Origin of the sequence: Kitasatospora sp. NPDC085879 (genome assembly GCF_040686255.1) — a bacterium.
Lineage (GTDB): Bacteria > Actinomycetota > Actinomycetes > Streptomycetales > Streptomycetaceae > Kitasatospora.
In genome coordinates this window covers 139667-161738 of record NZ_JBFBJZ010000005.1, presented here as the reverse complement: position 1 = coordinate 161738, position 22072 = coordinate 139667, and the positions used below count along the sequence as shown (strand labels likewise).

The window sequence follows — 22072 nt, the reverse complement described above, 5'->3', positions numbered from 1 at the left end:
GTGCGGCTCAGCCCTTGATCCCGGTCCAGGCCTGGACCCACTCCTGGTAGGGCACGCACTTCGCGTCCTTGCGGCCGTCGACGCAGTTCGCCACCGGGGTGGTCCAGAAGTGGACGTTCTTCCAGTAGGGCTCGTCGGCCGCGTGGTAGGTGGCGCAGTGGTTCGTGTCGGCGGTCCGCGCGCAGGACCTCGCGTTGGCGGGTGCCTCGCCGAAGTACTCGGCGACCTGGGCGTTCACCTTCGGCGAGATGATCCAGTCCAGCCACTTGTAGGCGCAGTTCGGGTGCTTGGCCTTGGCGGAGACCATCCAGGTGTCCGACCAGCCGGTGGCGCCCTCCTTGGGCAGCACGGCGGCGACCGGGGCCTTCTCGGCCTGGGCGGTGTTGACGATCACCTGCCAGCTGGTGCCGACGACGGAGTCGCCGCTCTTGAAGGCGGAGATCTCCTTGAGGTAGTCGCTCCAGTACTCGCCGATGTTGGCGTTCTGCTCCTTGAGCAGCGCGACGGAGGCGTCGAACTGGGCCCGGTCCAGCGCGTAGGGGTTGGTGATGCCGAGCTCGGGCCTGGTCTTCATCAGGTAGAGCGCGGCGTCGGCGATGTAGATGGGGGAGTCGTACGCGGTGACCTTGCCCTTGTACGCCGAGGCCTTGTCGAAGACGGCCGCCCAGGAGTCGGGGGCGGGGGAGACCTTCTCGGTGTTGTACATGAGCAGGTTGGCGCCGCGGCCGTGCGGGATGCCGTAGGAGACGCCGTCGACGGAGTTCCAGGGCTGGTTCTTCAGTCCGGCGAAGACGTCCGCGTAGTTCGGGACGAGGGCGGTGTTGACCGGGGCGGCGTCGCCGCCGGCGATCAGCCGCAGCGAGGCGTCGCCGGAGGCGGAGACCGCGTCGTACTGGCCGGTCTTCATCAGGCTGACCATCTCGTCGGAGGAGGCCGCGATCTTGCTGTTGACCTGGCAGCCGGTCTGCTTCTCGAAGTCGGTGACCCAGTCGGTCTTGGGGTCGTTGCTGCCGTCCTCGACGTAGCCGGCCCAGGCGATCAGGTTGACCGAGCCCTCGCCGGGGCCGAGGGACTGCTGGGCGGCGATCTTCGGGGGCTTGACGCCGCCGGCGGTGGTGCCGGTGCCGGCCGAGCCGCAGGCGGCGGCGAGGACGAGGGCGCCGGCGGCGGCGGCCGCCTTCAGCGGGCGGGGCATGCGCACGGTGTTCTCCACGGGTGAGGGGGACGGGAGCGGAGCGGGGGAGTGCTGCGAGTGCGGGGGGTGCGGCGGTCAGCCGGCGTCCGGGACGGCGACGTTGTGGCGGGGGTGCCACTGCAGCCGCACCCGGGAGCCGCGGTAGGCGGCGACGTCCTCGGAGGAGGTGTCGAGGTTCTGCTGGACGGCGGTGAGCCGGCCGCCGGCGTCCAGGTCGACCAGGAAGCGGGTGGCGTCGCCGAGGTAGACGACCTCGGCGACCGTGCCGGCGACGGTCGGGTGGGCCTGCTCGCCGGCGGTCGCGCTCTCGGTGAGGACCCGGATCTTCTCCGGGCGGATGCTCCAGGTGCCGGCGCGGCCGAGGACCTGCTCGGCGGCCTGCCCGGTGAGCAGGTTGGAGGCGCCGACGAAGCCGGCCACGAAGGGGGTGGCGGGCCGCTCGTAGATCTCGGCGGGGGTGCCGACCTGCTCGATCCGGCCCCGGTTGAAGACGGCGATGCGATCGCTCATGGTGAGCGCCTCGTCCTGGTCGTGGGTGACGAAGACGAAGGTGATGCCGACCTCGCGCTGCAGGGCCTTCAGCTCGACCTGCATCTCCTCGCGGAGCTTGAGGTCGAGGGCGCCGAGCGGCTCGTCGAGCAGCAGCACCCGGGGCCGGTTGACCAGGGCGCGGGCCAGCGCGACCCGTTGGCGCTGGCCGCCGGAGAGCCGGGCGGGGCGGCGGTCGCCGAGGCCGTCGAGCCGCACGCCCGCCAGGGCCTCGCGGGCCCGGGCCGTCCGCTCGGCGCGGGGCACCTTGCGGACCTTGAGGCCGTAGGCGACGTTCTGCTCGACCGTCATGTGCGGGAAGAGCGCGTAGTCCTGGAAAACGGTGTGGACGTCCCGCTCGAAGGGGGCGAGCCGGGTGACGTCCCGGCCGGCCAGCTCGACGGTGCCCGCGCTCGGGGCTTCGAAGCCGGCGACCATCCGCAGCACGGTGGTCTTGCCCGAGCCGGAGGGCCCGAGCATCGAGAAGAACTCGCCGTCGGCGATGTCCAGGTCGACGCCCGCCACGACCTCGGTCCGGCCGAAGGACTTGCGCAGGCCGCGCAGCCGGATGGCTGTCCCGTCCATGGGGGCCCTTTCTGCAGGGGGTAGTCGGAGGTGGAACTGGAGATGAAAGATATGAAGTCATAGTTCTAAGTTCAAGACCCCATTAAGGTAAAGCTTGAGCCAACGACAAGGCGGTGACAGTTGAGACAGGACCAGGGCGGGGCCCGGCGCGCCGTGTTCGCGCCCGTCGACACCCGGGCCCGGGTGGACACGGTCGTCCGGCGGCTCTCCGACGCCATCGAGCTCGGACTCCTCGCCGACGGCGAGCAGCTGCCCGGCGAGACCGACCTCGCCGCCCAGCTCGGCGTCTCCACCGTCACCCTGCGCGAGGCGCTCATGGCCCTGCGCCAGCAGGGGCTCGTCACCACCCGCCGCGGCCGCGGCGGCGGCAGCTTCGTCACCCTCCCGGCCGGCCCCGCCGCCGACCGCCTGCACTCCCTGCTCGCCGCCTGGAGCACCGACGAACTCCGCGACCTCGGCGACCACTGGGCCGCCGTCTCCGGTGCCGCCGCCCGGCTCGCCGCCCGCCGCACCGAACCGGACGACCTCCGCCCGCTGCACCGCACCCTCGACGAACTCGGCGAGGCCGCCGACCCGCCGGCCCGCAGCCGCACCCTCGGCCGCTTCCACGTCGAACTCGCCGCCGCCGCCCAGTCCGCCCGGCTCACCCGCGAGGCCGTCGGTATCCAGACCGACGTCGGCGCCCTGCTCTGCCTCGTCCTCGACACCGGCCTCGACGATGTGCGAAATCGTCACCGCGCCGTGATCTCGGCCGTGCAGGATGGGGCGCACGAGCAGGCGCGCACCCTGGCCGAGCAGTGCGCCGAGGAGGCCGTGGCCCGCCTGATCGGCCTCCGGCTCGGCACCCCGGGCGGCGCCGGCCTTCGCTGACCGGAGGAGAACACGCATGGCGAGCAGTCACCCGCCCACGGCAGACGCCCTGGCCGAGGCGACCGCAGCCGACGTGGCGGCCCGCGTCCGCGACACCCTGGAGATCGTCTTCGACACGGTCGCCGAGACCCTCGCCGACACCACCGCCGTCCTCGCCGCCGCGGCCGACCACGGCCGCCCGCCCACCACCGAGGACCTCGCCGCCCTCCGCCCCGGCCTGCACGACCGGCTGAACCGGCTCGACCTCGTCTCCGGCCTCGGCTTCGTCGCCGCCCCCGGCCTGCTCGCCGACGTCCCCGCCTGGCTGGAGTGGTGGCAGAGCGGCGCCGACCGGACCGTCCGGCCCCTGCTGCTCGACCTCGACCCCGGCCACTCCGCGTACTCCGACTACACCCACTGGGACTGGTACGCGCTGCCCCGCGACACCGGCCGCCGCGCCGTCGCCGGCCCCTACGTCGACTACCTCTGCTCCGACGAGTACAGCCTCACCCTCTCCGCGCCCGTCACCGTCGGCGGAGCCTTCGCCGGGGTCGCCGCCGCCGACGTCTACCTCTCGCACTTCGAGGCGGCCGTCATGCCCGTCCTCCAGGAGCTGCCCGGCCCGGCCTGCCTGGTCAACGCCCGCGGCCGGGTCGCCGTCTCCACCGACGCTCGCTACCTGGCCGGCTCGCTGCTGCGCGGCCCCGACTTCGCCGCCGTGCTCACCGGCCCCGCCGCGGGCACCGTCCACCACGGCGCCCGGCTGCGCCCCTGCGGCAGCGTCCCGCTCATCCTGGCCACCCCGCCGGCGCCCTGACCGCGCCGCCGCGACCTGAACCGCCCCCGACCGGCCCCCGTGCCCGGTTCGGCCGCCGCGGAGCGTAAAGTCTTCTCGCGTGAGCGACACCGACCGGCAGGCACCCCCGGCCCCGACGCGGGCACGGGACGGCCTCCCGGGTCCGGCCTGCTGCACCGTCCGCGGCCTTGCCAAGACCTACCGCACCGGCAGCGGCGCCAAGGCCGCCGAGGTGCCGGCCAACACCGGGATCGACCTGACCGTGCACCGCGGCGAGATCTTCGGCCTGCTCGGCCCGAACGGCGCCGGCAAGTCCACCCTCGTCCGCCAGCTCACCGGGCTGCTCCGCCCGGACGCGGGCAGCATCGACATCCTCGGCCACGACATCGTCCGCCACCCCGAGCGGGCCTCCCGGCTGCTGGCCTACCTCGGCCAGGAGTCCACCGCGCTGGACGAGCTCACCGTCTCCCTCGCCGCCGAGACCACCGGCCGGCTGCGCGGACTCGGCCGTGCCCGGGCCCGCGCCGAGACCGAAGAGGTGCTCGCCGAACTCGGCCTTGAGCCGCTCGCCGGCCGCCCGCTCGCCAAGCTCTCCGGCGGCCAGCGCCGCCTCGCCTGCTTCGCCGCCGCCCTGGTCGGCGAGCGCCCGCTGCTCGTCCTGGACGAGCCCACCACCGGCATGGACCCGGTCGCCCGGCGCGCCGTCTGGTCCGCCGTGGACCGCCGCCGCGCCGAGCGCGGCACCACCGTGCTGCTGGTCACCCACAACGTGATCGAGGCCGAGACGGTGCTCGACCGGGTCGCCGTCGTCGACGAGGGCCGGGTCATCGCCTGCGACACCCCCGGCGGCCTCAAGGCGCTGGTCGACGGCGACGTCCGGCTCGACCTGGTGTGGCGCACCGACGCCCCGCTGGACGTCCCCGCGGTCGCCGAGCTCGCCGCCCGCGCCGAACGCACCGGCCGCCGCTGGACCGTCCGCACCACCCCCGAACAGGCCCGCGAACTGGTCGCCGCGGTCACCGGCGGCGCCGCCTTCGCCGCGCTCGACGACTTCACCCTGGCCACCCCCAGCCTGGAGGACGCCTACCTCAAGCTCGGCGGCCGGCACAAAGGACTCGCCAAGTGACGCTCCTCGACACCCCGGCCACCACCGCCGTCGCCCCCGCCGAGCTGGCCCCCGCCGCCCGGCTGCTGCCCTCGCTGGCGGCCGTCTACCGCGCGCAGCTCGCCCGGGCCAAGGTCGCCCGCATCCCGCTGCTGTTCGTGGCCACCTTCCAGTCGCTCGGCATCCTGGTGATGATGCGCGGCGTCGTCGACGGCGGCGACAACCCGGCCGCGCACGCCGTCGTCGCGGGCTCGGCCGTCCTCGTGGTCGCCTTCGTCGCGCTCAACCTGCTCGCCCAGTACTTCGGGAAGCTCCGCGCCACCGGCGGCCTCGACCACTACGCGACGCTGCCCGTGCCGCCGGCCGCCGTGGTGCTCGGCGCGGCCGGCGCCTACGCCTCCTTCACCCTGCCCGGCACCCTGGTCACCGCCGCGGCCGGCGCCTGGCTGTTCGACCTGCCGGCCCGGAACCTCTGGGTGCTGCTCGCGGTCGTCCCGCTCGCCGGGGCGGCCCTCTCCGGCCTCGGCGCCGCCTGCGGCCTGCTCGCCAAGCGCCAGGAGATCGCCACCCTGCTCGGCCAGCTCGGCATGTCCGCCGCGCTGCTGCTCGGCGTGCTGCCGGCCGGCAACCTGCCGGAGCCCGTCCGCTGGCTGCGCGACCTGCTGCCCTCCACCTACGGCGTTGAGGCCTTCGCCCGGACGTTCGCCCCGGCGCCGGACTGGGCCGCCGTCCTCGGCGACCTGGGTGTCTGCGCCGCCGTCGGCCTCTGCTCGCTGACCGCGGCCACCTGGGCGTACCGGCGGGCCACCCGCTGACGGGCGGGCCCCGACCGCACCGGAGCCGCCCGCCCCGTCCGCCCGGGGCGCGGTCGTGAAACGATGGCCGGGTGACCGCACCGAACACACCGACGGGCCCGGGCGCCGACCCGTACGCCCCGCACGACCCGTTCGCCCCGCCACCGCCGGCGGCCGACCGGCCGAAGCGGCCGAAGCGCGCCCTGCTCCCGGAGGTGCGGACCGGTGCGCTGATCGCGGTTGCGGGCGCGCTGCTCGGTGTGGTGCTCGGCCTGCTCTGGCTCTGGCTGGCGCCCCAGGTCGGCCTGGTCGTCAAGGGCGAGCAGCTGCTGTACGCCGACCCGGAGGGCGAGCAGCGGGCCGGCGCGGACAGCGTCTTCGCCCTGCTGGGCCTCGGCGCGGGCCTGGTCACCGCGCTGACCGCCTTCCTGTTCACCCGCCGCCGGGGCGGCGGCGTCGCGGTCGCGGTGGGCCTCGCGGTCGGCGGCCTGGCCGGCTCGGTGATCGGCTGGCAGCTGGGCATGAAGCTCGGCCCCACCTCGGACCTGGTCGCGCACGCCCGGCAGGTCGGCGACGGCGGCCGGTTCAGCGCCCCGCTGGAACTCGGCGCGCACGGCGCCCTGCTGGTCTGGCCGATGACCGCCATGGTGATGCTGCTGGTGCTGTCCGCCGCCTTCGGCAAGCGCGAGGAGGACCCGCCGCCCTACTGGGCCTCGCCGCAGCCCTGGGCGCAGCCCCAGGACGGCCACGCGCACGACGGCCACCCGCAGGAGCACCCGGAGCCGCACCGCGGGGAATGACCTGGCAAGCCACGCTCCTGTGGAGAGGGCCTAGCGCCCGATCGCGGCCGTGCGGGCCCCGGTCAGCGCGACCAGGTCGGCCGGGGCCAGCTCGACCTCCAGTCCGCGCCGCCCCGCGGAGACGAACACCGTGGGGTGGCCGAGCGCGCTGTCGTCCAGCACCGTGCGCAGTGGACGCCGCTGCCCGAGCGGGGAGATGCCGCCGAGGACGTAGCCGCTGCTGCGCTCGGCGGCCGACGGGTCGGCCATCGCCGCCCGCTTGCCGCCCACCGCGGCGGCCAGCGCCTTCAGGTCGAGCTGCCCGGAGACCGGGACGATGCCCACGGTCAGGGCGCCGTCCACGTCGGCGACCAGGGTCTTGAACACCCGGCCGGCCGGGATGCCGAGCAGCTCGGCGGCCTCGCCGCCGTACGAGGCCGCGGCCGGGTCGTGGTCGTAGGCGTGCACGGTGTAGGCGACGCCGGCGGCCTCCAGCGCGACCGTGGCCGGGGTGCCCTGGCCGCCCTTCTTCGTCTTCTTCGCCATCGGCGGCCCTTCTCGGGGTGCGGTCAGTTGGGGCTGAAGGCCTGGCGGGTCAGGTCCGCCGCGGGCAGCGACGGCAGCCAGGCCAGCAGGGCGGTCTCCCGGCGCAGCAGCTCCAGCTCGGCGGTGAGCCGCTGGGCGGTGTCCGGGCAGGCCAGCAGCTCCTGCTTGACGGGTGCGGGCAGCACGGTCGCGGCCGCGACCAGGTAGGAGAGCACCTGGGGGTCGAGCGGCAGGTCCTGGTCGCCGGCCAGGCTGGCCTCCCGGGCGCCGGCGAGCCGCTTGCGGTACTCCTGGAAGGCCCGCTCGACCGCGGCGCCGAGCGCCCCGGTGCCCTGGCCGGACGGCTCGTCCAGCGGCTGGGTCTCGGCCACCAGGTAGGGGCCGCTCGCGTCGACGGACTCCACGGTGAACCGGGTGGTGCCGGTGACCAGCAGCTCGTACCGGCCGTCGGCCTGCCGCCGGGCGCTGGTGACGTCCGCGACGCAGCCGACCCGGTAGAGCGCCTCCCGCGGGTCCCCGGTGACGGTGCCGAGGCCGTCCAGCGGCCCGGCCGGGCCCTCGTTCTCGCGGACGGGGGCGACCTCCCGCCCGTCCCGGATCGCGACCACGCCGAACCGGCGCGGCTCCTCCTCGGGCCGTTCCAGCAGATCGGAGACGAGTCGGCGGTAGCGCTCCTCGAAGACGTGCAGGGGCATCACCAGCCCCGGGTAGAGGACCGTGTTGAGCGGGAAGAGCGGCAGCCGTTCTGTCACGGCGCACAGCGTAGTTGCCGCCGGGCCCGGCGACCTCGCCCTTTTGCCGCAGAAGCGGCCCGGACGGCCTCAGCCGCGCTGCAGCAGCCGGGTCGCGCCGGTGACGACGGTGGTGGCCAGCACCCAGCCGGTCAGCACCAGGGCCGCGGCGACCCACTGGCCGGTGTGCCCCGGGTTCCACCCCTCCTGGCCGAGGTCGACCACCGGCAGCAGCTTGCTCAGCGTGTACAGCGGCGCGTTCCAGGTCGGCATCTCGTCGGCCTTCAGCGGCGCCGGCGGGTGCCCGGTGAAGTACACCGTGCCGAGCAGCCAGGCCAGCAGCAGCCAGAGCGCGGCCCGCCCGGGCCGGTAGCCGTAGCCGACGGTGACGTCCTGCAGCAGCCCCCACAGCCGGGCGTGCACCGGCAGGGCGGCCCGCCGTCGGCGCTGCTTGGCGTAGAGCACCTCGCGGGCGTCCTCGTCCCGGCCGTCCCGGCGCAGCGCCGCGGCCAGCTGCTCGTACGGCTCCGGCTGGTACTCGCCGAGCGAGTTCTCCAGCCAGGCGATCCGCTCCGCGACGCCGAAGGGCTCCGCGGGCCGCAGCGACTCGTAGGTGAAGCCGGTGAGCCGCACCAGGCCGGCGCCGGGCCAGGCCTGCGGGGTGTCGACCAGGTTGCCGACCCGGGCGCGGGAGAGCGACACCCGGCCGTCGGGGGCCGTCCGGCAGGCGAACCGCAGCTCCGGGGTCTGGATCCGGCGCAGCGACAGCTCCTGCCGGCCGGAGAGCCGGAACTCGGCGTCGTGGATCAGGCAGGCCTGCTCGAACCGGGCGTCGACCAGCCGGACGCCGCCTTGGGCACGGAACGGGGTGACCGGTGCGCCGGGGTCGTGCGGCGGACCGTAGCCGTAGCCGTACTCGGTGCGGGAGGTCGTCCAGCGGTTGTCGGCCGAGCCGGTCAGGTACAGCGTGCCGACGGTCGTCCGGGCGAGGTTCAGGCAGTTGCGGTCGGCGTCGGCCATCCGCAGTTGGGCGCCGCGCAGCGAGAGGCGCCCGCCGATCCGGCCGGTCCGCAGGCCGAACTCGCCGTAGACCTCCAGCCGCTCGGCCTCCAGGTCCTGGTGGACGGTGAGCCCGTCGGCGGACACCGCCCGGTGGTGCCGGTCGCCGCCGAGGACGGCCTGGTTGAGCAGCAGGTCGGTGCCGATCCGCGCGTCGGTGAGCCGGATGCCCTGCGGCACCACGCAGCGGGCCAGGTGCACATCGCCCTCGGCGGCCAGCCGGGAGGCCTCCAGCCGGGGTATCAGGCAGCCGATCAGCCGGATCGTGCCGGCCCGGGCCTCGGAGAGCAGCACCGGCTTGTCGAAGCGGCAGCCGTGCAGCTCGATGTAGTGGGTGATGGCCGCGCCGGCCAGCAGCAGCGGTCCGGTGACGTAGCCGCCCTGCAGCTTCAGCGCCGCGACGCGCCCGGGGGCCGGGTCCGGGCCGGAGATCAGCAGCCGGGCCAGCACCTCGGCGCGCACCGTCCGCTCCGCGCCCCAGTCGCCGGAGCCCGCCGGGTCGTCGTCCTCCTCCTTGCCGGCGCGCAGATCGAGCACCTCGCCGTGCCGGAAGGCCTCCCACAGGCGCTGCTCGGTGCCCGTCCAGCCGTCCGGTGCCCGGTCCGCCATCGTCCCCCCCTGGTGATCTTCGGCCGTCTCGGCCTTCGTATCACGGACTGAAATGCGCGGCCGCCGTTTCCGGCCACTCCTTACACTGGGCCCTGTGATCTCTCGAATCGACCTGCGCGGCTCCGTCTCGGACCCGCGCGACCTGCTGCCCCGTGCCGAGTTCGACGTGGAAGCCGCCCTGGAGAAGGTGCGGCCGATCTGCGAGGACGTACGCCATCGCGGGGTCGCGGCGCTGATCGAGATCACCGAGCGCTTCGACGGCGTGACGCTGGAGTCCACCCGGGTGCCCGAGGAGCGGATCACCGCCGCCCTGGAGACCCTCGACCCGAAGGTCCGCGCCGCGCTGGAGGAGTCGATCCGCCGCGCCCGTCTCGTCCACCGCGAGCAGCGCCGCACCGACCACACCACCGAGGTGGTGCCCGGCGGCACCGTCGGCGAGCGCTGGGTGCCGGTCGACCGGGTCGGCCTGTACGTGCCCGGCGGCCTGGCGGTGTACCCGTCCTCCGTGGTGATGAACGTGGTGCCCGCGCAGGAGGCCGGTGTGCCCGGCATCGCCGTCACCTCCCCGCCGCAGAAGGCGTTCGGCGGCTCCGTCCACCCGACGATCCTTGCGGCCTGCGCCCTGCTCGGCGTCACCGAGGTGTACGCGGCCGGCGGCGCCCAGGCGATCGCGATGTTCGCCTACGGCACCGAGGAGTGCCGTCCGGTCAACCTGGTCACCGGCCCCGGCAACATCTACGTCGCCGCCGCCAAGCGCCTGCTCAAGGGCCGGATCGGCATCGACGCCGAGGCCGGTCCCACCGAGATCGCGATCCTCGCCGACGAGACCGCCTCCCCGCGGGACGTCGCCGCCGACCTGATCAGCCAGGCCGAGCACGACCCGATGGCCGCCTCCGTGCTGGTCACCGACTCCCTCGCGCTCGCCGACGCCGTCGAGACCGAGCTGAAGGCCCAGGTCGCGGCCACCAAGCACCGCGAGCGCGTCACCGAGGCCCTCGCCGGCCGGCAGTCCGGCATCGTCCTGGTCGACGACGTCGAGCAGGGCCTGCAGGTCGTCAACGCCTACGCCGCCGAGCACCTGGAGATCCAGACCCGGGACGCCCGCGCCGTCGCCGCCCGGGTCCGCAACGCCGGCGCGATCTTCATCGGCCCGTTCGCGCCGGTGTCGCTCGGCGACTACGCGGCCGGATCCAACCACGTGCTGCCCACCGGCGGCTGCGCCTGCCACTCCTCCGGGCTGTCCGTGCAGTCCTTCCTGCGCGGCATCCACGTCGTGGACTACACCCGCGAGGCGCTGGCCGACGTCGCCGCGCACGTGGTCAACCTCGCGAACGCCGAGGACCTGCCCGGCCACGGCGACGCCATCCGCGCCCGCTTCGACTGGACGGTGCCGAACTCTTGAGGATCGACGACCTCCCCATCCGCGACGAACTGCGCGGACAGTCCCCGTACGGTGCCCCCCAGCTCGACGTGCCCGTCCAGCTGAACACCAACGAGAACCCGTACCCGCTGCCCGAGCCGCTGGTCGCCCGGATCGCCGAGCGGGTCGCCGAGGCCGCCCGGCACCTCAACCGCTACCCCGACCGGGACGCGGTCGAGCTGCGCGAGGGCCTCGCCGCCTACCTCACCCGCACCACCGGCCACCCCGTCACCCGGCAGCAGGTCTGGGCCGCCAACGGCTCCAACGAGGTGCTCCAGCAGCTGCTGCAGACCTTCGGCGGCCCCGGCCGCACCGCACTCGGCTTCGAGCCCTCGTACTCGATGCACGCGCTGATCTCCCGCGGCACCGGCACCGAATGGATCTCCGGCCCGCGCAACCCGGACTTCACCGTCGACCTCGACGCCGCCCGCGCGGCGATCGCCGAGAAGCGGCCGCACGTGGTCTTCGTCTGCTCGCCGAACAACCCGACCGGCACCGCCGTCGAGGCCGACACCGTCCTCGCCCTGTACGAGGCCGCGCAGGCCGCCCGGCCCAGCCTGGTCGTCGTCGACGAGGCGTACGTCGAGTTCTCGCACCGTGCCTCGCTGCTCCCGCTGATCGAGGGCCGCCCCAACCTGGTGGTCTCCCGCACCATGTCGAAGGCCTTCGGCGCGGCGGGCCTCCGGCTCGGCTACCTCGCCGCCCACCCGGCCGTGGTCGACGCCGTTCAGCTGGTCCGCCTGCCGTACCACCTGTCGGCCGTCACCCAGGCCACCGCGCTGGCCTGCCTGGAGCACACCGACACCCTGCTCGGCTACGTCGAGCAGCTCAAGGCCGAACGGGACCGCCTGGTCGACGCCCTGCGCGGGCTCGGCCTGGAGGTCACCGACTCCGACGCCAACTTCGTCCAGTTCGGCCGCTTCGCCGACACCCACGCCGTGTGGCAGGCGATCCTCGACCACGGCGTCCTCGTCCGCGACAACGGCGTCCCCGGGTGGCTGCGCGTGACCGCCGGCACCCCCGCCGAGAACGACGCCTTCCTGGACGCCGTCCGCTTTGTGATCAAGGAGCTGTAACCCCGTATGTCCCGTATCGGCCGCGTCGAACGCACCACCAAGGAGACCTCGGTCCTCGTCGAGATCGACCTCGACGGCACCGGAAAGACCGAGATCTCGACGGGCGTCGGGTTCTACGACCACATGCTCGACCAGCTCGGCCGCCACGGCCTCTTCGACCTCACGGTCAAGACCGACGGCGACCTGCACATCGACACCCACCACACCATCGAGGACACCGCCCTCGCGCTCGGCGCCGCCTTCAAGCAGGCGCTCGGCGACAAGGTCGGCATCTACCGCTTCGGCAACTGCACCGTCCCGCTCGACGAGTCGCTCGCCCAGGTCACCGTCGACCTCTCCGGCCGCCCCTACCTGGTGCACACCGAGCCGGAGAACATGGCGCCGATGATCGGCAGCTACGACACCACCATGACCCGGCACATCCTGGAGTCCTTCGTCGCGCAGGCGCAGATCGCCCTGCACGTCCACGTGCCGTACGGCCGCAACGCCCACCACATCGTCGAGTGCCAGTTCAAGGCGCTCGCCCGGGCGCTGCGCTACGCCTCCGAGCGCGACCCGCGCGCGGCCGGCATCCTCCCCTCGACCAAGGGTGCACTGTGAGCAAGTCCGCCGTCGCACTGATCTTCGTCGGCCTCTTCCTGGCCGGCGGCGTGATCTCGTTCTGGAAGCAGAAGCTGCCCAAGGGCGTCATCGCCGTGCTCGCCATCGGCGCCGTGATGTGCCTCGGCGCCGGCGTGATGCGCATCTAGCCCGGCGCCCCGAGAGACTGGACCCCTTTTTCCATGGCCAAGAACGTCGTCGTCCTCGACTACGGCTCCGGCAACCTCCGCTCCGCCCAGCGTGCCGTCGAACGCACCGGTGCGAACGTCACCGTCACCTCGGACTTCCAGGCCGCCCTGGACGCGGACGGCCTGCTCGTCCCCGGCGTCGGCGCCTTCGAGGCCTGCATGCGCGGACTCAAGGCCGTCCGCGGCGAGCAGATCATCGGCCGCCGCCTGGCCGGCGGCCGCCCCGTCCTCGGCATCTGCGTCGGCATGCAGATCCTCTTCGCCCGCGGCGTCGAACACGGCGTCGAGACGGAGGGCTGTGACGAGTGGCCCGGCACCGTCGAGCCGCTGGACGCCCCGGTCGTCCCGCACATGGGCTGGAACACCGTCGACGCCCCCGCGGACAGCCGGATGTTCGCCGGCCTCGACGCCGACACCCGGTACTACTTCGTCCACTCCTACGGCGTCCGCCGGTGGGAGCTGGAGGTCCACAGCGCCCGGCTGCACGCCCCGCTGGTCACCTGGACCACCCACGGCCACCCGTTCGTCGCCGCCGTGGAGAACGGCCCGCTCTGGGCCACCCAGTTCCACCCCGAGAAGTCCGGTGACGCCGGTGCCGCCCTGCTGACCAACTGGGTCAGCACCCTCTGAAGCCGAAGGTCGTGTACATGAGCCGCCTCGAACTGCTCCCCGCCGTCGACGTCCGCGACGGCCAGGCCGTCCGCCTGGTCAAGGGCGCCTCCGGCACCGAGACCTCCTTCGGCGAGCCCCTCGCCGCCGCCCTCGCCTGGCAGAACGCCGGCGCCGAGTGGCTGCACCTGGTCGACCTCGACGCCGCCTTCGGCACCGGCAGCAACCGCGACCTGCTCGCCGAGGTCACCGGCCGCCTCGACATCAAGGTCGAGCTCTCCGGCGGCATCCGCGACGACGAGTCGCTCGCCGCCGCCCTCGCCACCGGCTGCACCCGGGTCAACCTCGGCACCGCGGCCCTGGAGGCCCCCGAGTGGGTCGCCAAGGTCATCGCCGAGCACGGCGACAAGATCGCCGTCGGCCTGGACGTCGTCGGCACCACCCTGCGCGGCCGCGGCTGGACCCGCGACGGCGGTGACCTCTACGAGGTCCTCGCCCGCCTCGACTCCGAGGGCTGCGCCCGCTACGTGGTCACCGACGTCAACCGCGACGGCACCCTCACCGGCCCCAACCTGGAGCTGCTGCGCAACGTCTGCGCCGCCACCGACAAGCCGGTCGTCGCCTCCGGCGGCGTCTCCTCGCTGGACGACCTGCGCGCCATCGCCACCCTGACGGGCGAGGGTGTCGAAGGCGCGATTGTGGGCAAGGCCCTCTACGAGCAGAAGTTCACCCTCGAAGAGGCCCTGGAGGCTGTTTCCCGATGACTGACGGTCCACTACCGGGCGGCTCCGCCGCCGGGCCAGCCGCGTCACGTCCGCACCGAGTGTCCGGCTTCTCCCCCTGGGAGGACCAGTTCGGCTACTCCCGGGCCATCGCGGTCGGGGACACCGTCCTCGTCGCCGGCACCACCGCGTTCGAGGGCGGCATGGTCCACCACGAGGGCGACCCGTACACCCAGACCCTCGCGGCGTTCGAGGTCGCCTTCAAGGCCCTTGCCGAGTACGGGCTCTCCGCCGCCGACGTCGTCCGCACCCGGATGTTCATCACCCACGTCCGGGACTGCGACGAGGTCGGCCGGGCGCACAAGAAACTCTTCGACGAGATCCGCCCGGTGGCGACCATGGTCGTGGTCCAGGGCCTGATCGACTCCCGGATGATGGTCGAGGTCGAGGTCGAGGCCCACCGTCCCGGGCTCGCAACCTTTTTGGAAGGCAAGCAGTGAGCCTCGCAGTACGTGTCATCCCCTGCCTGGACGTCGACGCCGGCCGGGTCGTCAAGGGCGTCAACTTCCAGAACCTGCGCGACGCCGGCGACCCGGTGGAGCTGGCCAAGGCCTACGACGCCCAGGGCGCCGACGAGTTGACCTTCCTGGACATCACCGCCTCCTCCGGTGACCGGGAGACCACCTACGACGTGGTGCGCCGCACCGCCGAGCAGGTCTTCATCCCGCTGACCGTCGGCGGCGGCGTCCGCACCGTCGACGACGTCGACAAGCTGCTGCGGGCCGGCGCCGACAAGGTCGGCGTCAACACCGCGGCGATCGCCCGACCCGAGCTGATCCGCGAGATCGCCGAGCGCTTCGGCCGCCAGGTGCTGGTGCTCTCGGTCGACGCCCGGCGCACCCCCGAGGGCACCACGACGCCCTCCGGCTTCGAGGTCACCACCCACGGCGGCCGCCGCGGCACCGGCCTGGACGCCGTCGAATGGGCCGTCCGCGCGGCCGAGCTGGGCGCCGGCGAGATCCTGCTCAACTCGATGGACGCCGACGGCACCAAGGACGGCTACGACCTGGAGATGATCCGGGCCGTCCGGAAGAACGTCGCCGTCCCGGTGATCGCCTCCGGCGGCGCCGGCAAGCTCGCCGACTTCGCGCCCGCCGTGGACGCCGGCGCCGACGCGGTGCTCGCCGCCTCCGTCTTCCACTTCGGCGACCTGACCATCGGTCAGGTCAAGGACGCGCTGCGGGAGACCGGCCACCCCGTCCGGTGACCGTGCGCGGGCCCGCCGCCGACCGCTCGGCGGCGGGCCCGCGTCTCCGCCCTCGCGGGGGACGGCAGGTCGCCCCTACGGCATGTCGCTCTTGATGATCGCGAACACCGCGCCGTGCGGATCCGTCGCCCAGCCCATCCGGCCGACGCTCGGCACGTCCATGCCCGGCATGACGACGGCGCCGCCGGCGTGCTCCGCCCGGCCCAGCACCGCGTCCACATCGGTGACCTCGAAGTACGGCACCCAGCGGATCGGCTCGTCCTCGCTCTGCAGCGGCGCCACCCCGCCCAGCGAGGTCTCCCGCTGCGCGCCGCCCTCCGCCGTGGAGTACACCGTGTACGTCATCCCCGGCATCTCCACGTCCTCCGTCCGCCAGTCGAACAGCGCCCGGTAGAACGCCGTCGCCGCGGCCGGGTCCGGCGAGTGCAGCTCCGCCCAGCAGAAGGTGTTGGCGTCGTTGACCGCGTCCAGGCCCTGCGTCTCACCCGGCTGCCAGATCGCGAACTGCACGCCCGCCGGGTCCGACAGCTGCGCCATCCGGCCGTTGGACATCACGTCGAACGGCGCGGCCCGCACCGTGCCGCCGTGCTGCTCGGCGGCCTTCGCGGTGGCGTCCGCGTCGGGCGTCCGGAAGTAGATCGTCCACGCCGGGGCCGCCCCCTCCTCGGTCAGCGGACCGACCGCGGCGACCGTCCTGCCGGCCTGCTGGAAGAAGCCGTAGTTGCCGGCCTCCTCGCCCAGCGACTGGAACGTCCAGCCGAAGACCGTGCCGTAGAACTCGGTGGTCGCGGGGATGTCCGGGCTCCCGAGGTCGAGCCAGCAGGGGGAGCCTGTCCGGAACTCCGTGGTGAGCATGGTGTGCCCTTCGAGGGTCGGTGGCCGGGCCGCCCCGCCTGGCGCGGAGACGAGTCGCCGAGGCCACCAGCCAGTGTGACCGGCGCCACTGACAATCGCGCGCCGCTCGCCGGACCCGCCGTGTCGCCGCAGGTCAGCGCGGCCCCGGCAGCGGAAGCACTCTGCGCAGCGCCGCAACCGCGGTCTCCGCCCCGCGCACCGACAGTGAGGTCCGCGCCCCCCGCCCGTACGCGAAGAGCACCAGCTCGCCCGGCTCGCCGGTCAGCTGCACCGTCGGCCCCGTCCGGTGCGCGACCGTGCAGCTCCGCCCGTCCGGCCGCTCCAGCACCAGCCGCACCGGTGTCCTGCGGCCCGCCTCCAGCCGGGCCAGCATCGGCAGCCGCTGCCACAGCGCGTCCGCCAGCGGCGCCGACACCTCCTCCTGCCGCCAGCCCTCGCCGGCCCGCCGGACGTCCTCCGCGTGCACGAAGTACTCGACCAGGTTCGCGGCCTCGTCCGCCCCCGGCAGTGCGAACGGCGACAGCGCCGGCGGCCCCGACCGGAACAGGTCGACCAGCTCCTCGTACGGGCGCCGGGCGTAGCCGCGCTGCACCTTCTCCGTCCACCCCGCGAGCGGCCCGACCCGGATGCCCGCCGCCGCGTCCGGGCGCCGCTCGCGCAGCACCAGGTGCGCCGCCAGGTCCGCCGTCGTCCATCCCGCGCACAGCGTCGGCGCCTGCGGTCCGGCCGCGGCCAGCAGATCCGCCAGTCGCTCGCGTTCCCCCCGCGCATGCTTCGTCATGGGCACCACCCTAGGCTCGGCCCGCCGCCGCGCCTTGCCCGAGGGGCGGAGCGGGAGGATCGTAAGAATCCGAGGGTGCGGCGGTCGGCGGACGATCATGGCCAGGGGGCGGTGCGACCCGGAGGTACATCATGACGTTCGTCCAGCTCATCGAGTGCAGGACCGACAAGGTCGACGACCTCAACCGGCTGATGGACAGCTGGATCGAGCAGACCCGCGGCCGCCGCACGGCCACCCACTCCATGGTCGGCGCCGACCGCGCCGACGCCCGGCACGTGGTCGAGATCGTCGAGTTCCCCTCCTACGAGGAGGCGATGCGCAACTCGAAACTCCCCGAGACCGACCGGATCTTCAACGAGATGGTCGCGCTCTGCGACGAGCCGCCCACCTTCACCGACCTCGACATCGTCCGCGACGAGCAGCTCAACAAGGCCGCCGTCCAGCAGCTGATGCAGCGAATGTCCGCCGGCGACCTCACCGTCTTCGACGAACTCGTCGCCCCGGGCTACCACGACCACGACATCGCCGACGAGAACGACATGGTCGGACGGGACGCCATCAGGGAGAAGTGCGCCGGCTACCTGGAGGCCTTCGACATGACCTTCACGATCGACAGCCAGATGGCCGAGGGCGACCGGGTCGCCACCATGTGGAGCTTCAGCGGCCTGCACAAGGGCGACTTCATGGGCCTGCCCGCCACCCACAAACGGGTCGAGATGACCGGCATGACCGTCTTCCGCTTCGAGGACGGGATGATCTGCGAGGGCTGGTGGAACTGGGACAACATGGCCATGATGCGCCAACTCGGCCTCGTCCGGATGTAGGCGCCGACGCCGACCGGTCGACCACTCACGGGCGCGGTGCTGCCCCTCGGTACGGCGTGTTCAGTGCAGACGGCCCGTCAGTTTGCGGCCGTGCTGGCGGTTGCTGGCGGTCAGGGTGCAGGTCGCGTCCCGCAGGCCCTGCTTGTAGTACTGCAGGTACGGCCCCAGCGGGAAGCCGTAGTACGGGCCGCCGCCGCCCTGCCGCTGCTGCCACTCGGCGAGCGGCGCCGCGCACAGCTCCCGCATCGCCCGTCCGATCTGCACATCGCTGGTGAGCCCCTCGGGCAGCAGCACGTCGGCGATCGCCTCGCCGTCGTGCGGCTGCTCGCAGGGGCGTTCCTCGGCCCGGGTGATCACCTCGCTGAGCTGCGGGTGGTCGAAGCACGTTCCGGGCGTGAACCACGGGTACGGCAGGGTCTTCGAGGGGCTCGGCGAAGGCGAGGGCGGGGCGCTGCTCGGCGCCGGCGGGGGAGGGGCCGCCCGGCGCCCGCCGTCCGGCCAGAGCCACACCGCGGCCGCGACCGCCAGCACCACCACGACGGCGACCACCACGACGGCCCGCCTGCGCCCCTGCTCCACCCCGACCCCCTCGGCTCCCCGCCATTCTGGCCCGCCGCCGCGGCCGCCGTCAGCGGATCACCGCGACTCGCCGCCGCCGTCCTCCAGTGCCGCGAGGTGCCGCTCCACGCTCTCGACCTTCGCGGTCAGAGCGCCGGTCACCCCGCTCCGGTCGTCGATCTTGATCACGGTGCTGACCCGGTTGCTGTAGGCCTTCACCGCCTCGATCGCCGCCCGCACCACGGGCATCACCTCGTCCCAGTCGCCCTCGATGCTGGTGAACATGGCGTCCGTCCGGTTCGGCAGCCCGCTGTCGCGGACCACCTTCACCGCCGCGGCCACCGCCTCGCCCACGTCCTCGCCCACGCCCAGCGGCGTGACGGAGAAGGCAACGATCATCCCGTCCTCGCTTCCGGCTCCTGGCGGAGCCTCAGGTCTCCTGCTGCGGCATCCGTCGTCGCCGCCCCGGGCACCGCTCGGTACGCTGGGGGCGGCACGACCCGTACTAGGGGTCAACTTCTCATGCGAGTCGGAATCATCGGGCACGAAGGCCTCTCGGACCTCACCGAGATGCTCGTCCGGGGCGAACTCTGGCAGCTGGTCACCGCACACGAGGCCTACGACCTGGTCGGCGTCGGCCGGCTGCGGCCCGGACCGGACAGCTGGTTCGCGCAGTCCGTCCTCGACCACGGCGGGCGGATCGAGGTGGTGCTCTCCGCGGCCGAGGCCGGTGCCGGGGCCTTCACCGGCGGCGGCTGCCGCGAGACCCGCCGGCAGCTGCTCAACGCGGCCAGCGCGGTGCACCGGCTGGCCTCCGCCGAGACCGGCGGACCGGGCGAGGACACCGGCCCGGTCCTGGTCGGCATGGTCGACGAGCTGATCGCCGTCTGGGACGGCCGGCCGGGCAGCGAGCCCGCCCGGATCGTCGGAGCCGCCCGCGCCGCCGGCCTGGAGGTCCGGGTGGTCTGGCCGGCCGGCTGCGAGAGCCCCGGCGGGCGGTGACCACTCCCCGAACACCGATCACCGCGGCGGGCCGGAGCTGCGAGAATGGGCCGCATGTCCACCACACCCGCAGCCCCCGGCAGCACCGCCCTGGACGAGGCCGTCGCCGCCCGCCTCAAGCGCACCGCCGACGGCCTGCTCCCCGCCATCGCGCAGCAGTACGACACCGGCGAGGTGCTGATGCTGGGTTGGATGGACGACGAGGCGCTGCACCGCACCCTGACCACCGGCCGCTGCACCTACTGGAGCCGCAGCCGCAGCGAGTACTGGGTGAAGGGCGACACCTCCGGCCACGTCCAGCGGGTGGTCGCCGTCGCCCTGGACTGCGACGGGGACACCCTGCTGGTCAAGGTCGACCAGACCGGCGCCGCCTGCCACACCGGCGACCGCACCTGCTTCGACGCCGACGTCCTGCCCGTCGCTCAGTAACCTTTCAACCGGCTCCACGCCAGCACCAACACCAGCCCGCCCCTCCTTCTCCGAACGGTGCCCGCTCCCATGGACCTCGAGGCCTTCCGCAAGCTCGCCGCCGACACCCGGGTCATCCCCGTCACCCGCAGGCTCCTCGCGGACGGCCTCACCCCGATCGGGCTGTACCGCAGCCTCGCCGGCGAGCGCCCCGGCACCTTCCTGCTGGAGTCCGCGGAGCACGGCCAGAGCTGGTCCCGGTACTCCTTCGTCGGCGTCCGCAGCGCCGCCACCCTCACCGTGGACCCGGACGGCACCGCCCGCTGGCAGGGCACCCCGCCGGTCGGCATCCCCACGACCGGCGACCCGCTGCAGGTGCTGCGCGCCGCCCTCGCCGCCCTGCACACCCCGCGGCACACCGACGACGGCCTGCCCCCGCTCACCGGCGGCATGGTCGGCTACCTCGGCTACGACGTCGTCCGCCGCCTGGAGAAGCTGCCGGACCTCACCCCGGACGACCTGAAGCTCCCCGAGCTCACCCTGCTGCTCGCCACCGACCTCGCCGTCCTCGACCACGTCGACGGCACCGTGCTGCTCATCGCCAACGCGGTCAACCACAACGACCTGGCGAGCGGCGTCGACGAGGCGTACGCGGACGCGGTCGCCCGCCTCGACGCGATGGAGGCCGACCTCCGCAAGCCGGTCGACCCGGGCCTCGCCACCTTCACCCCGACCGCCGCCGAGGCGCACTCGCCGTTCGGCGGCGCGCCCTACCGGGCCGCGGTGGAGACGGTCAAGGAGCGGATCCGGGCCGGCGAGGCCTTCCAGGTGGTGCCCTCGCAGCGCTTCGAAGCCCCCTGCCCGGCCTCCGCCCTCGACGTCTACCGGGTGCTGCGCACCACCAACCCCAGCCCGTACATGTACCTGTTCCGCTTCCCCGGACCGGACGGCACCGCCGAGGGCGGCTTCGACGTGGTCGGCTCCAGCCCGGAGGCGCTGGTCAAGGTCAGCGAGGGCGAGGCGATGGTGCACCCGATCGCCGGCACCCGGCACCGCGGCGCCACCCCGCACGAGGACAACGAGCTCGCCGCCGAGCTGCTCGCCGACCCCAAGGAGCGCGCCGAGCACCTGATGCTCGTCGACCTCGGCCGCAACGACCTCGGCCGGGTCTGCGAGCCGGGCAGCGTCGAGGTCGTCGACTTCATGGCGATCGAGCGCTACAGCCACGTCATGCACATCGTCTCCACCGTCACCGGCCGGGTGGCCGAGGGCCGTACGGCCTTCGACGTGCTCACCGCCTGCTTCCCCGCCGGCACCCTCTCCGGCGCCCCCAAGCCGCGCGCCATGCAGATCATCGAGGAGCTGGAGCCCACCCGCCGCGGCCTGTACGGCGGCTGCGTCGGCTACCTGGACTTCGCCGGCGACTCCGACACCGCGATCGCCATCCGCACCGCGGTGCTCCGCGACGGCACCGCCTACGTGCAGGCCGGCGCCGGCGTGGTCGCGGACTCCGACCCGCACGCCGAGGACACCGAGTGCCGCAACAAGGCCGCCGCCGTGCTGCGCGCCGTGGCCACCGCCAACACCCTGCGGGCGCCGGTATCGTGAGGTGGTCGATCCCGCAAAGGGAGGCCGCCGACATGACCGCGACCGCCGTGCCCGCTGTGCTCGCTCCGCCGACGGGGGCGCCGTCGTGAGCCCGCGCGGCGCGGCCCGGTGGGCGATCGTCCACGACACCGTCCGGCAGGTCGAGGACCAGCTGGCCGGGCGCGGCGGTGCCCTCCGCGACGCGCCGCTCGACCTTCCCGCCGGAGCCGCCGAGGCCACCGGCGGCGCCCCCGACCTCGTCGTGGTCGCGCCCGGCGCCCGGCCCGACGACCGCGGCCACTGGGCCTGGCCCGACCTGGAGGCCGTGCTGGAGGTGGTCCCCGCCGCGGGCCCCGGCGGCTGGGCCGTCGAGCGGCTCCGCCGGTACGCCGAGCGCGGCGTCCCGGTGTACGTGGTGGTCGACCCGGCCGAGGGCGTGAGCACCGTGCACACCGACCCGCATCCCGCGGGCGTCTACCACCTCGCCGAGCGGGTGCCGTTCGGCGAGGACCTGAACCTGGGGCTGACCGGGCGGACGCTGGTCGTCGCCACCGGTGCGTTCCCGAGGGACCCCGCCTGACCGGTCCGCGGAGCCGGTC

27 protein-coding genes are annotated in these 22072 nt (G+C 73.9%); 18 read left to right on the top strand and 9 right to left on the bottom strand.

Annotated features, from left to right (window positions below; all coding sequences use genetic code 11):
• Positions 1–7 precede the first annotated feature (7 nt).
• Both AB0P35_RS06360 and AB0P35_RS06355 read right to left on the bottom strand, forming a co-directional pair.
• On the bottom strand, positions 8–1195 hold the full coding sequence (locus AB0P35_RS06360; RefSeq protein WP_363507381.1) for an ABC transporter substrate-binding protein: 1188 nt from the start codon (positions 1193–1195) through the stop codon (positions 8–10).
• Positions 1196–1270: 75 nt separating this feature from the next.
• Positions 1271–2308, bottom strand: a complete 1038-nt coding sequence (locus tag AB0P35_RS06355) for an ABC transporter ATP-binding protein (RefSeq protein ID WP_363507240.1) — start codon at positions 2306–2308, stop codon at positions 1271–1273.
• Positions 2309–2428: 120 nt separating this feature from the next.
• On the opposite strand from AB0P35_RS06355, the gene AB0P35_RS06350 reads away from it, so the two are divergent.
• From AB0P35_RS06350 to AB0P35_RS06330, 5 genes are all read left to right on the top strand, one after another.
• Positions 2429–3178 (top strand): GntR family transcriptional regulator, encoded by a 750-nt coding sequence (locus AB0P35_RS06350; RefSeq protein WP_363507237.1) that lies wholly within the window; start codon positions 2429–2431, stop codon positions 3176–3178.
• Between the two features lie 16 nt (positions 3179–3194).
• The gene (locus AB0P35_RS06345) at positions 3195–3974 is read left to right on the top strand and encodes a cache domain-containing protein (RefSeq protein ID WP_363507234.1); all 780 of its coding nucleotides are present in this window, start codon (positions 3195–3197) and stop codon (positions 3972–3974) included.
• A gap of 79 nt (positions 3975–4053) precedes the next feature.
• Positions 4054–5079, top strand: coding sequence for an ABC transporter ATP-binding protein (locus tag AB0P35_RS06340; protein ID WP_363507233.1), 1026 nt, complete (start codon positions 4054–4056; stop codon positions 5077–5079).
• Positions 5076–5873 carry an ABC transporter permease gene (locus AB0P35_RS06335; RefSeq protein WP_363507230.1) on the top strand — a complete coding sequence of 266 codons (798 nt, stop codon included), beginning with the start codon at positions 5076–5078 and terminating at the stop codon, positions 5871–5873. Before AB0P35_RS06340 ends, AB0P35_RS06335 begins: the two co-directional genes overlap by 4 nt.
• A 71-nt stretch (positions 5874–5944) precedes the next feature.
• Positions 5945–6652 carry a hypothetical protein gene (locus tag AB0P35_RS06330; protein ID WP_363507227.1) on the top strand — a complete coding sequence of 236 codons (708 nt, stop codon included), beginning with the start codon at positions 5945–5947 and terminating at the stop codon, positions 6650–6652.
• A 30-nt stretch (positions 6653–6682) separates the two neighbouring features.
• Here the strand turns inward: AB0P35_RS06330 and ybaK are convergent, their stop codons facing one another.
• The 3 genes from ybaK to AB0P35_RS06315 form a co-directional block, all read right to left on the bottom strand.
• Complete coding sequence (gene ybaK, locus AB0P35_RS06325) at positions 6683–7177, bottom strand: Cys-tRNA(Pro) deacylase (protein ID WP_095876880.1); 495 nt, start codon at positions 7175–7177, stop codon at positions 6683–6685.
• A 23-nt stretch (positions 7178–7200) separates the two neighbouring features.
• Positions 7201–7929 (bottom strand): LON peptidase substrate-binding domain-containing protein, encoded by a 729-nt coding sequence (locus AB0P35_RS06320; RefSeq protein ID WP_095876879.1) that lies wholly within the window; start codon positions 7927–7929, stop codon positions 7201–7203.
• A 69-nt stretch (positions 7930–7998) separates the two neighbouring features.
• On the bottom strand, positions 7999–9576 hold the full coding sequence (locus tag AB0P35_RS06315) for an oxidoreductase (RefSeq protein ID WP_363507223.1): 1578 nt from the start codon (positions 9574–9576) through the stop codon (positions 7999–8001).
• Between the two features lie 94 nt (positions 9577–9670).
• On the opposite strand from AB0P35_RS06315, the gene hisD reads away from it, so the two are divergent.
• The 8 genes from hisD to hisF are packed head-to-tail and all read left to right on the top strand — an operon-like array spanning position 9671 to position 15458.
• Positions 9671–10978, top strand: coding sequence for a histidinol dehydrogenase (gene hisD / locus AB0P35_RS06310; protein WP_363507221.1), 1308 nt, complete (start codon positions 9671–9673; stop codon positions 10976–10978).
• Positions 10975–12072 (top strand): histidinol-phosphate transaminase, encoded by a 1098-nt coding sequence (locus tag AB0P35_RS06305; RefSeq protein ID WP_363507219.1) that lies wholly within the window; start codon positions 10975–10977, stop codon positions 12070–12072. Before hisD ends, AB0P35_RS06305 begins: the two co-directional genes overlap by 4 nt.
• 6 nt (positions 12073–12078) lie before the next feature.
• Entirely contained in the window at positions 12079–12672 is a 594-nt protein-coding gene (hisB, locus tag AB0P35_RS06300; RefSeq protein ID WP_095876876.1) for an imidazoleglycerol-phosphate dehydratase HisB, read from the top strand.
• Complete coding sequence (locus AB0P35_RS06295; protein ID WP_218835804.1) at positions 12669–12821, top strand: hypothetical protein; 153 nt, start codon at positions 12669–12671, stop codon at positions 12819–12821. Before hisB ends, AB0P35_RS06295 begins: the two co-directional genes overlap by 4 nt.
• 33 nt (positions 12822–12854) lie before the next feature.
• A complete protein-coding gene (gene hisH, locus AB0P35_RS06290; protein ID WP_363507217.1) occupies positions 12855–13490 on the top strand; it encodes an imidazole glycerol phosphate synthase subunit HisH in 636 nt (211 codons plus the stop codon).
• A gap of 17 nt (positions 13491–13507) precedes the next feature.
• Positions 13508–14233, top strand: coding sequence for a bifunctional 1-(5-phosphoribosyl)-5-((5-phosphoribosylamino)methylideneamino)imidazole-4-carboxamide isomerase/phosphoribosylanthranilate isomerase PriA (gene priA / locus AB0P35_RS06285; RefSeq protein WP_095876873.1), 726 nt, complete (start codon positions 13508–13510; stop codon positions 14231–14233).
• Positions 14234–14292: 59 nt separating this feature from the next.
• Positions 14293–14691 (top strand): RidA family protein, encoded by a 399-nt coding sequence (locus AB0P35_RS06280; RefSeq protein ID WP_257019465.1) that lies wholly within the window; start codon positions 14293–14295, stop codon positions 14689–14691.
• The gene (gene hisF / locus AB0P35_RS06275) at positions 14688–15458 is read left to right on the top strand and encodes an imidazole glycerol phosphate synthase subunit HisF (protein ID WP_095876871.1); all 771 of its coding nucleotides are present in this window, start codon (positions 14688–14690) and stop codon (positions 15456–15458) included. Before AB0P35_RS06280 ends, hisF begins: the two co-directional genes overlap by 4 nt.
• Before the next feature lie 75 nt (positions 15459–15533).
• Here hisF and AB0P35_RS06270 read toward each other — a convergent pair whose 3' ends face one another.
• Both AB0P35_RS06270 and AB0P35_RS06265 read right to left on the bottom strand, forming a co-directional pair.
• Positions 15534–16313, bottom strand: coding sequence for a VOC family protein (locus AB0P35_RS06270; RefSeq protein WP_095876870.1), 780 nt, complete (start codon positions 16311–16313; stop codon positions 15534–15536).
• Positions 16314–16446: 133 nt separating this feature from the next.
• Positions 16447–17094, bottom strand: coding sequence for a TIGR03085 family metal-binding protein (locus AB0P35_RS06265; RefSeq protein ID WP_095876869.1), 648 nt, complete (start codon positions 17092–17094; stop codon positions 16447–16449).
• 131 nt (positions 17095–17225) lie between these two features.
• Between AB0P35_RS06265 and AB0P35_RS06260 the strand changes: the two genes are divergently transcribed.
• Positions 17226–17918 (top strand): ester cyclase, encoded by a 693-nt coding sequence (locus AB0P35_RS06260; protein WP_363507213.1) that lies wholly within the window; start codon positions 17226–17228, stop codon positions 17916–17918.
• A 60-nt stretch (positions 17919–17978) separates the two neighbouring features.
• On the opposite strand, the gene AB0P35_RS06255 is transcribed toward AB0P35_RS06260, so the two are convergent.
• Both AB0P35_RS06255 and AB0P35_RS06250 read right to left on the bottom strand, forming a co-directional pair.
• A complete protein-coding gene (locus tag AB0P35_RS06255; RefSeq protein WP_363507210.1) occupies positions 17979–18497 on the bottom strand; it encodes a hypothetical protein in 519 nt (172 codons plus the stop codon).
• Between the two features lie 57 nt (positions 18498–18554).
• A complete protein-coding gene (locus AB0P35_RS06250) occupies positions 18555–18875 on the bottom strand; it encodes an MTH1187 family thiamine-binding protein (protein ID WP_095876866.1) in 321 nt (106 codons plus the stop codon).
• A 123-nt stretch (positions 18876–18998) separates the two neighbouring features.
• On the opposite strand from AB0P35_RS06250, the gene AB0P35_RS06245 reads away from it, so the two are divergent.
• The 4 genes from AB0P35_RS06245 (at position 18999) to AB0P35_RS06230 (ending at position 22053) form a co-directional block, all read left to right on the top strand.
• On the top strand, positions 18999–19478 hold the full coding sequence (locus AB0P35_RS06245) for a hypothetical protein (RefSeq protein ID WP_363507207.1): 480 nt from the start codon (positions 18999–19001) through the stop codon (positions 19476–19478).
• A gap of 54 nt (positions 19479–19532) precedes the next feature.
• Complete coding sequence (gene hisI / locus AB0P35_RS06240; protein ID WP_363507205.1) at positions 19533–19907, top strand: phosphoribosyl-AMP cyclohydrolase; 375 nt, start codon at positions 19533–19535, stop codon at positions 19905–19907.
• 69 nt (positions 19908–19976) lie between these two features.
• Positions 19977–21494: an anthranilate synthase component I gene (locus AB0P35_RS06235; protein ID WP_363507202.1), complete on the top strand. Its 1518-nt coding sequence runs from the start codon at positions 19977–19979 to the stop codon at positions 21492–21494.
• 1 nt (position 21495) lies between these two features.
• Positions 21496–22053, top strand: a complete 558-nt coding sequence (locus AB0P35_RS06230) for a Uma2 family endonuclease (RefSeq protein WP_363507199.1) — start codon at positions 21496–21498, stop codon at positions 22051–22053.
• Positions 22054–22072: the final 19 nt, after the last annotated feature.

Coding starts and splice junctions, on each gene's coding strand:
- AB0P35_RS06360 (WP_363507381.1), bottom strand. CDS start 1,195: ATGCCCCGCCCGCTGAAGGCGGCCGCCGCCGCCGGCGCCCTCGTCCTC.
- AB0P35_RS06355 (WP_363507240.1), bottom strand. CDS start 2,308: ATGGACGGGACAGCCATCCGGCTGCGCGGCCTGCGCAAGTCCTTCGGC.
- AB0P35_RS06345 (WP_363507234.1), top strand. CDS start 3,195: ATGGCGAGCAGTCACCCGCCCACGGCAGACGCCCTGGCCGAGGCGACC.
- ybaK (WP_095876880.1), bottom strand. CDS start 7,177: ATGGCGAAGAAGACGAAGAAGGGCGGCCAGGGCACCCCGGCCACGGTC.
- AB0P35_RS06315 (WP_363507223.1), bottom strand. CDS start 9,576: ATGGCGGACCGGGCACCGGACGGCTGGACGGGCACCGAGCAGCGCCTG.
- hisB (WP_095876876.1), top strand. CDS start 12,079: ATGTCCCGTATCGGCCGCGTCGAACGCACCACCAAGGAGACCTCGGTC.
- hisH (WP_363507217.1), top strand. CDS start 12,855: ATGGCCAAGAACGTCGTCGTCCTCGACTACGGCTCCGGCAACCTCCGC.
- priA (WP_095876873.1), top strand. CDS start 13,508: ATGAGCCGCCTCGAACTGCTCCCCGCCGTCGACGTCCGCGACGGCCAG.
- AB0P35_RS06270 (WP_095876870.1), bottom strand. CDS start 16,313: ATGCTCACCACGGAGTTCCGGACAGGCTCCCCCTGCTGGCTCGACCTC.
- AB0P35_RS06265 (WP_095876869.1), bottom strand. CDS start 17,094: ATGACGAAGCATGCGCGGGGGGAACGCGAGCGACTGGCGGATCTGCTG.
- AB0P35_RS06260 (WP_363507213.1), top strand. CDS start 17,226: ATGACGTTCGTCCAGCTCATCGAGTGCAGGACCGACAAGGTCGACGAC.
- AB0P35_RS06250 (WP_095876866.1), bottom strand. CDS start 18,875: ATGATCGTTGCCTTCTCCGTCACGCCGCTGGGCGTGGGCGAGGACGTG.
- AB0P35_RS06245 (WP_363507207.1), top strand. CDS start 18,999: ATGCGAGTCGGAATCATCGGGCACGAAGGCCTCTCGGACCTCACCGAG.
- hisI (WP_363507205.1), top strand. CDS start 19,533: ATGTCCACCACACCCGCAGCCCCCGGCAGCACCGCCCTGGACGAGGCC.
- AB0P35_RS06235 (WP_363507202.1), top strand. CDS start 19,977: ATGGACCTCGAGGCCTTCCGCAAGCTCGCCGCCGACACCCGGGTCATC.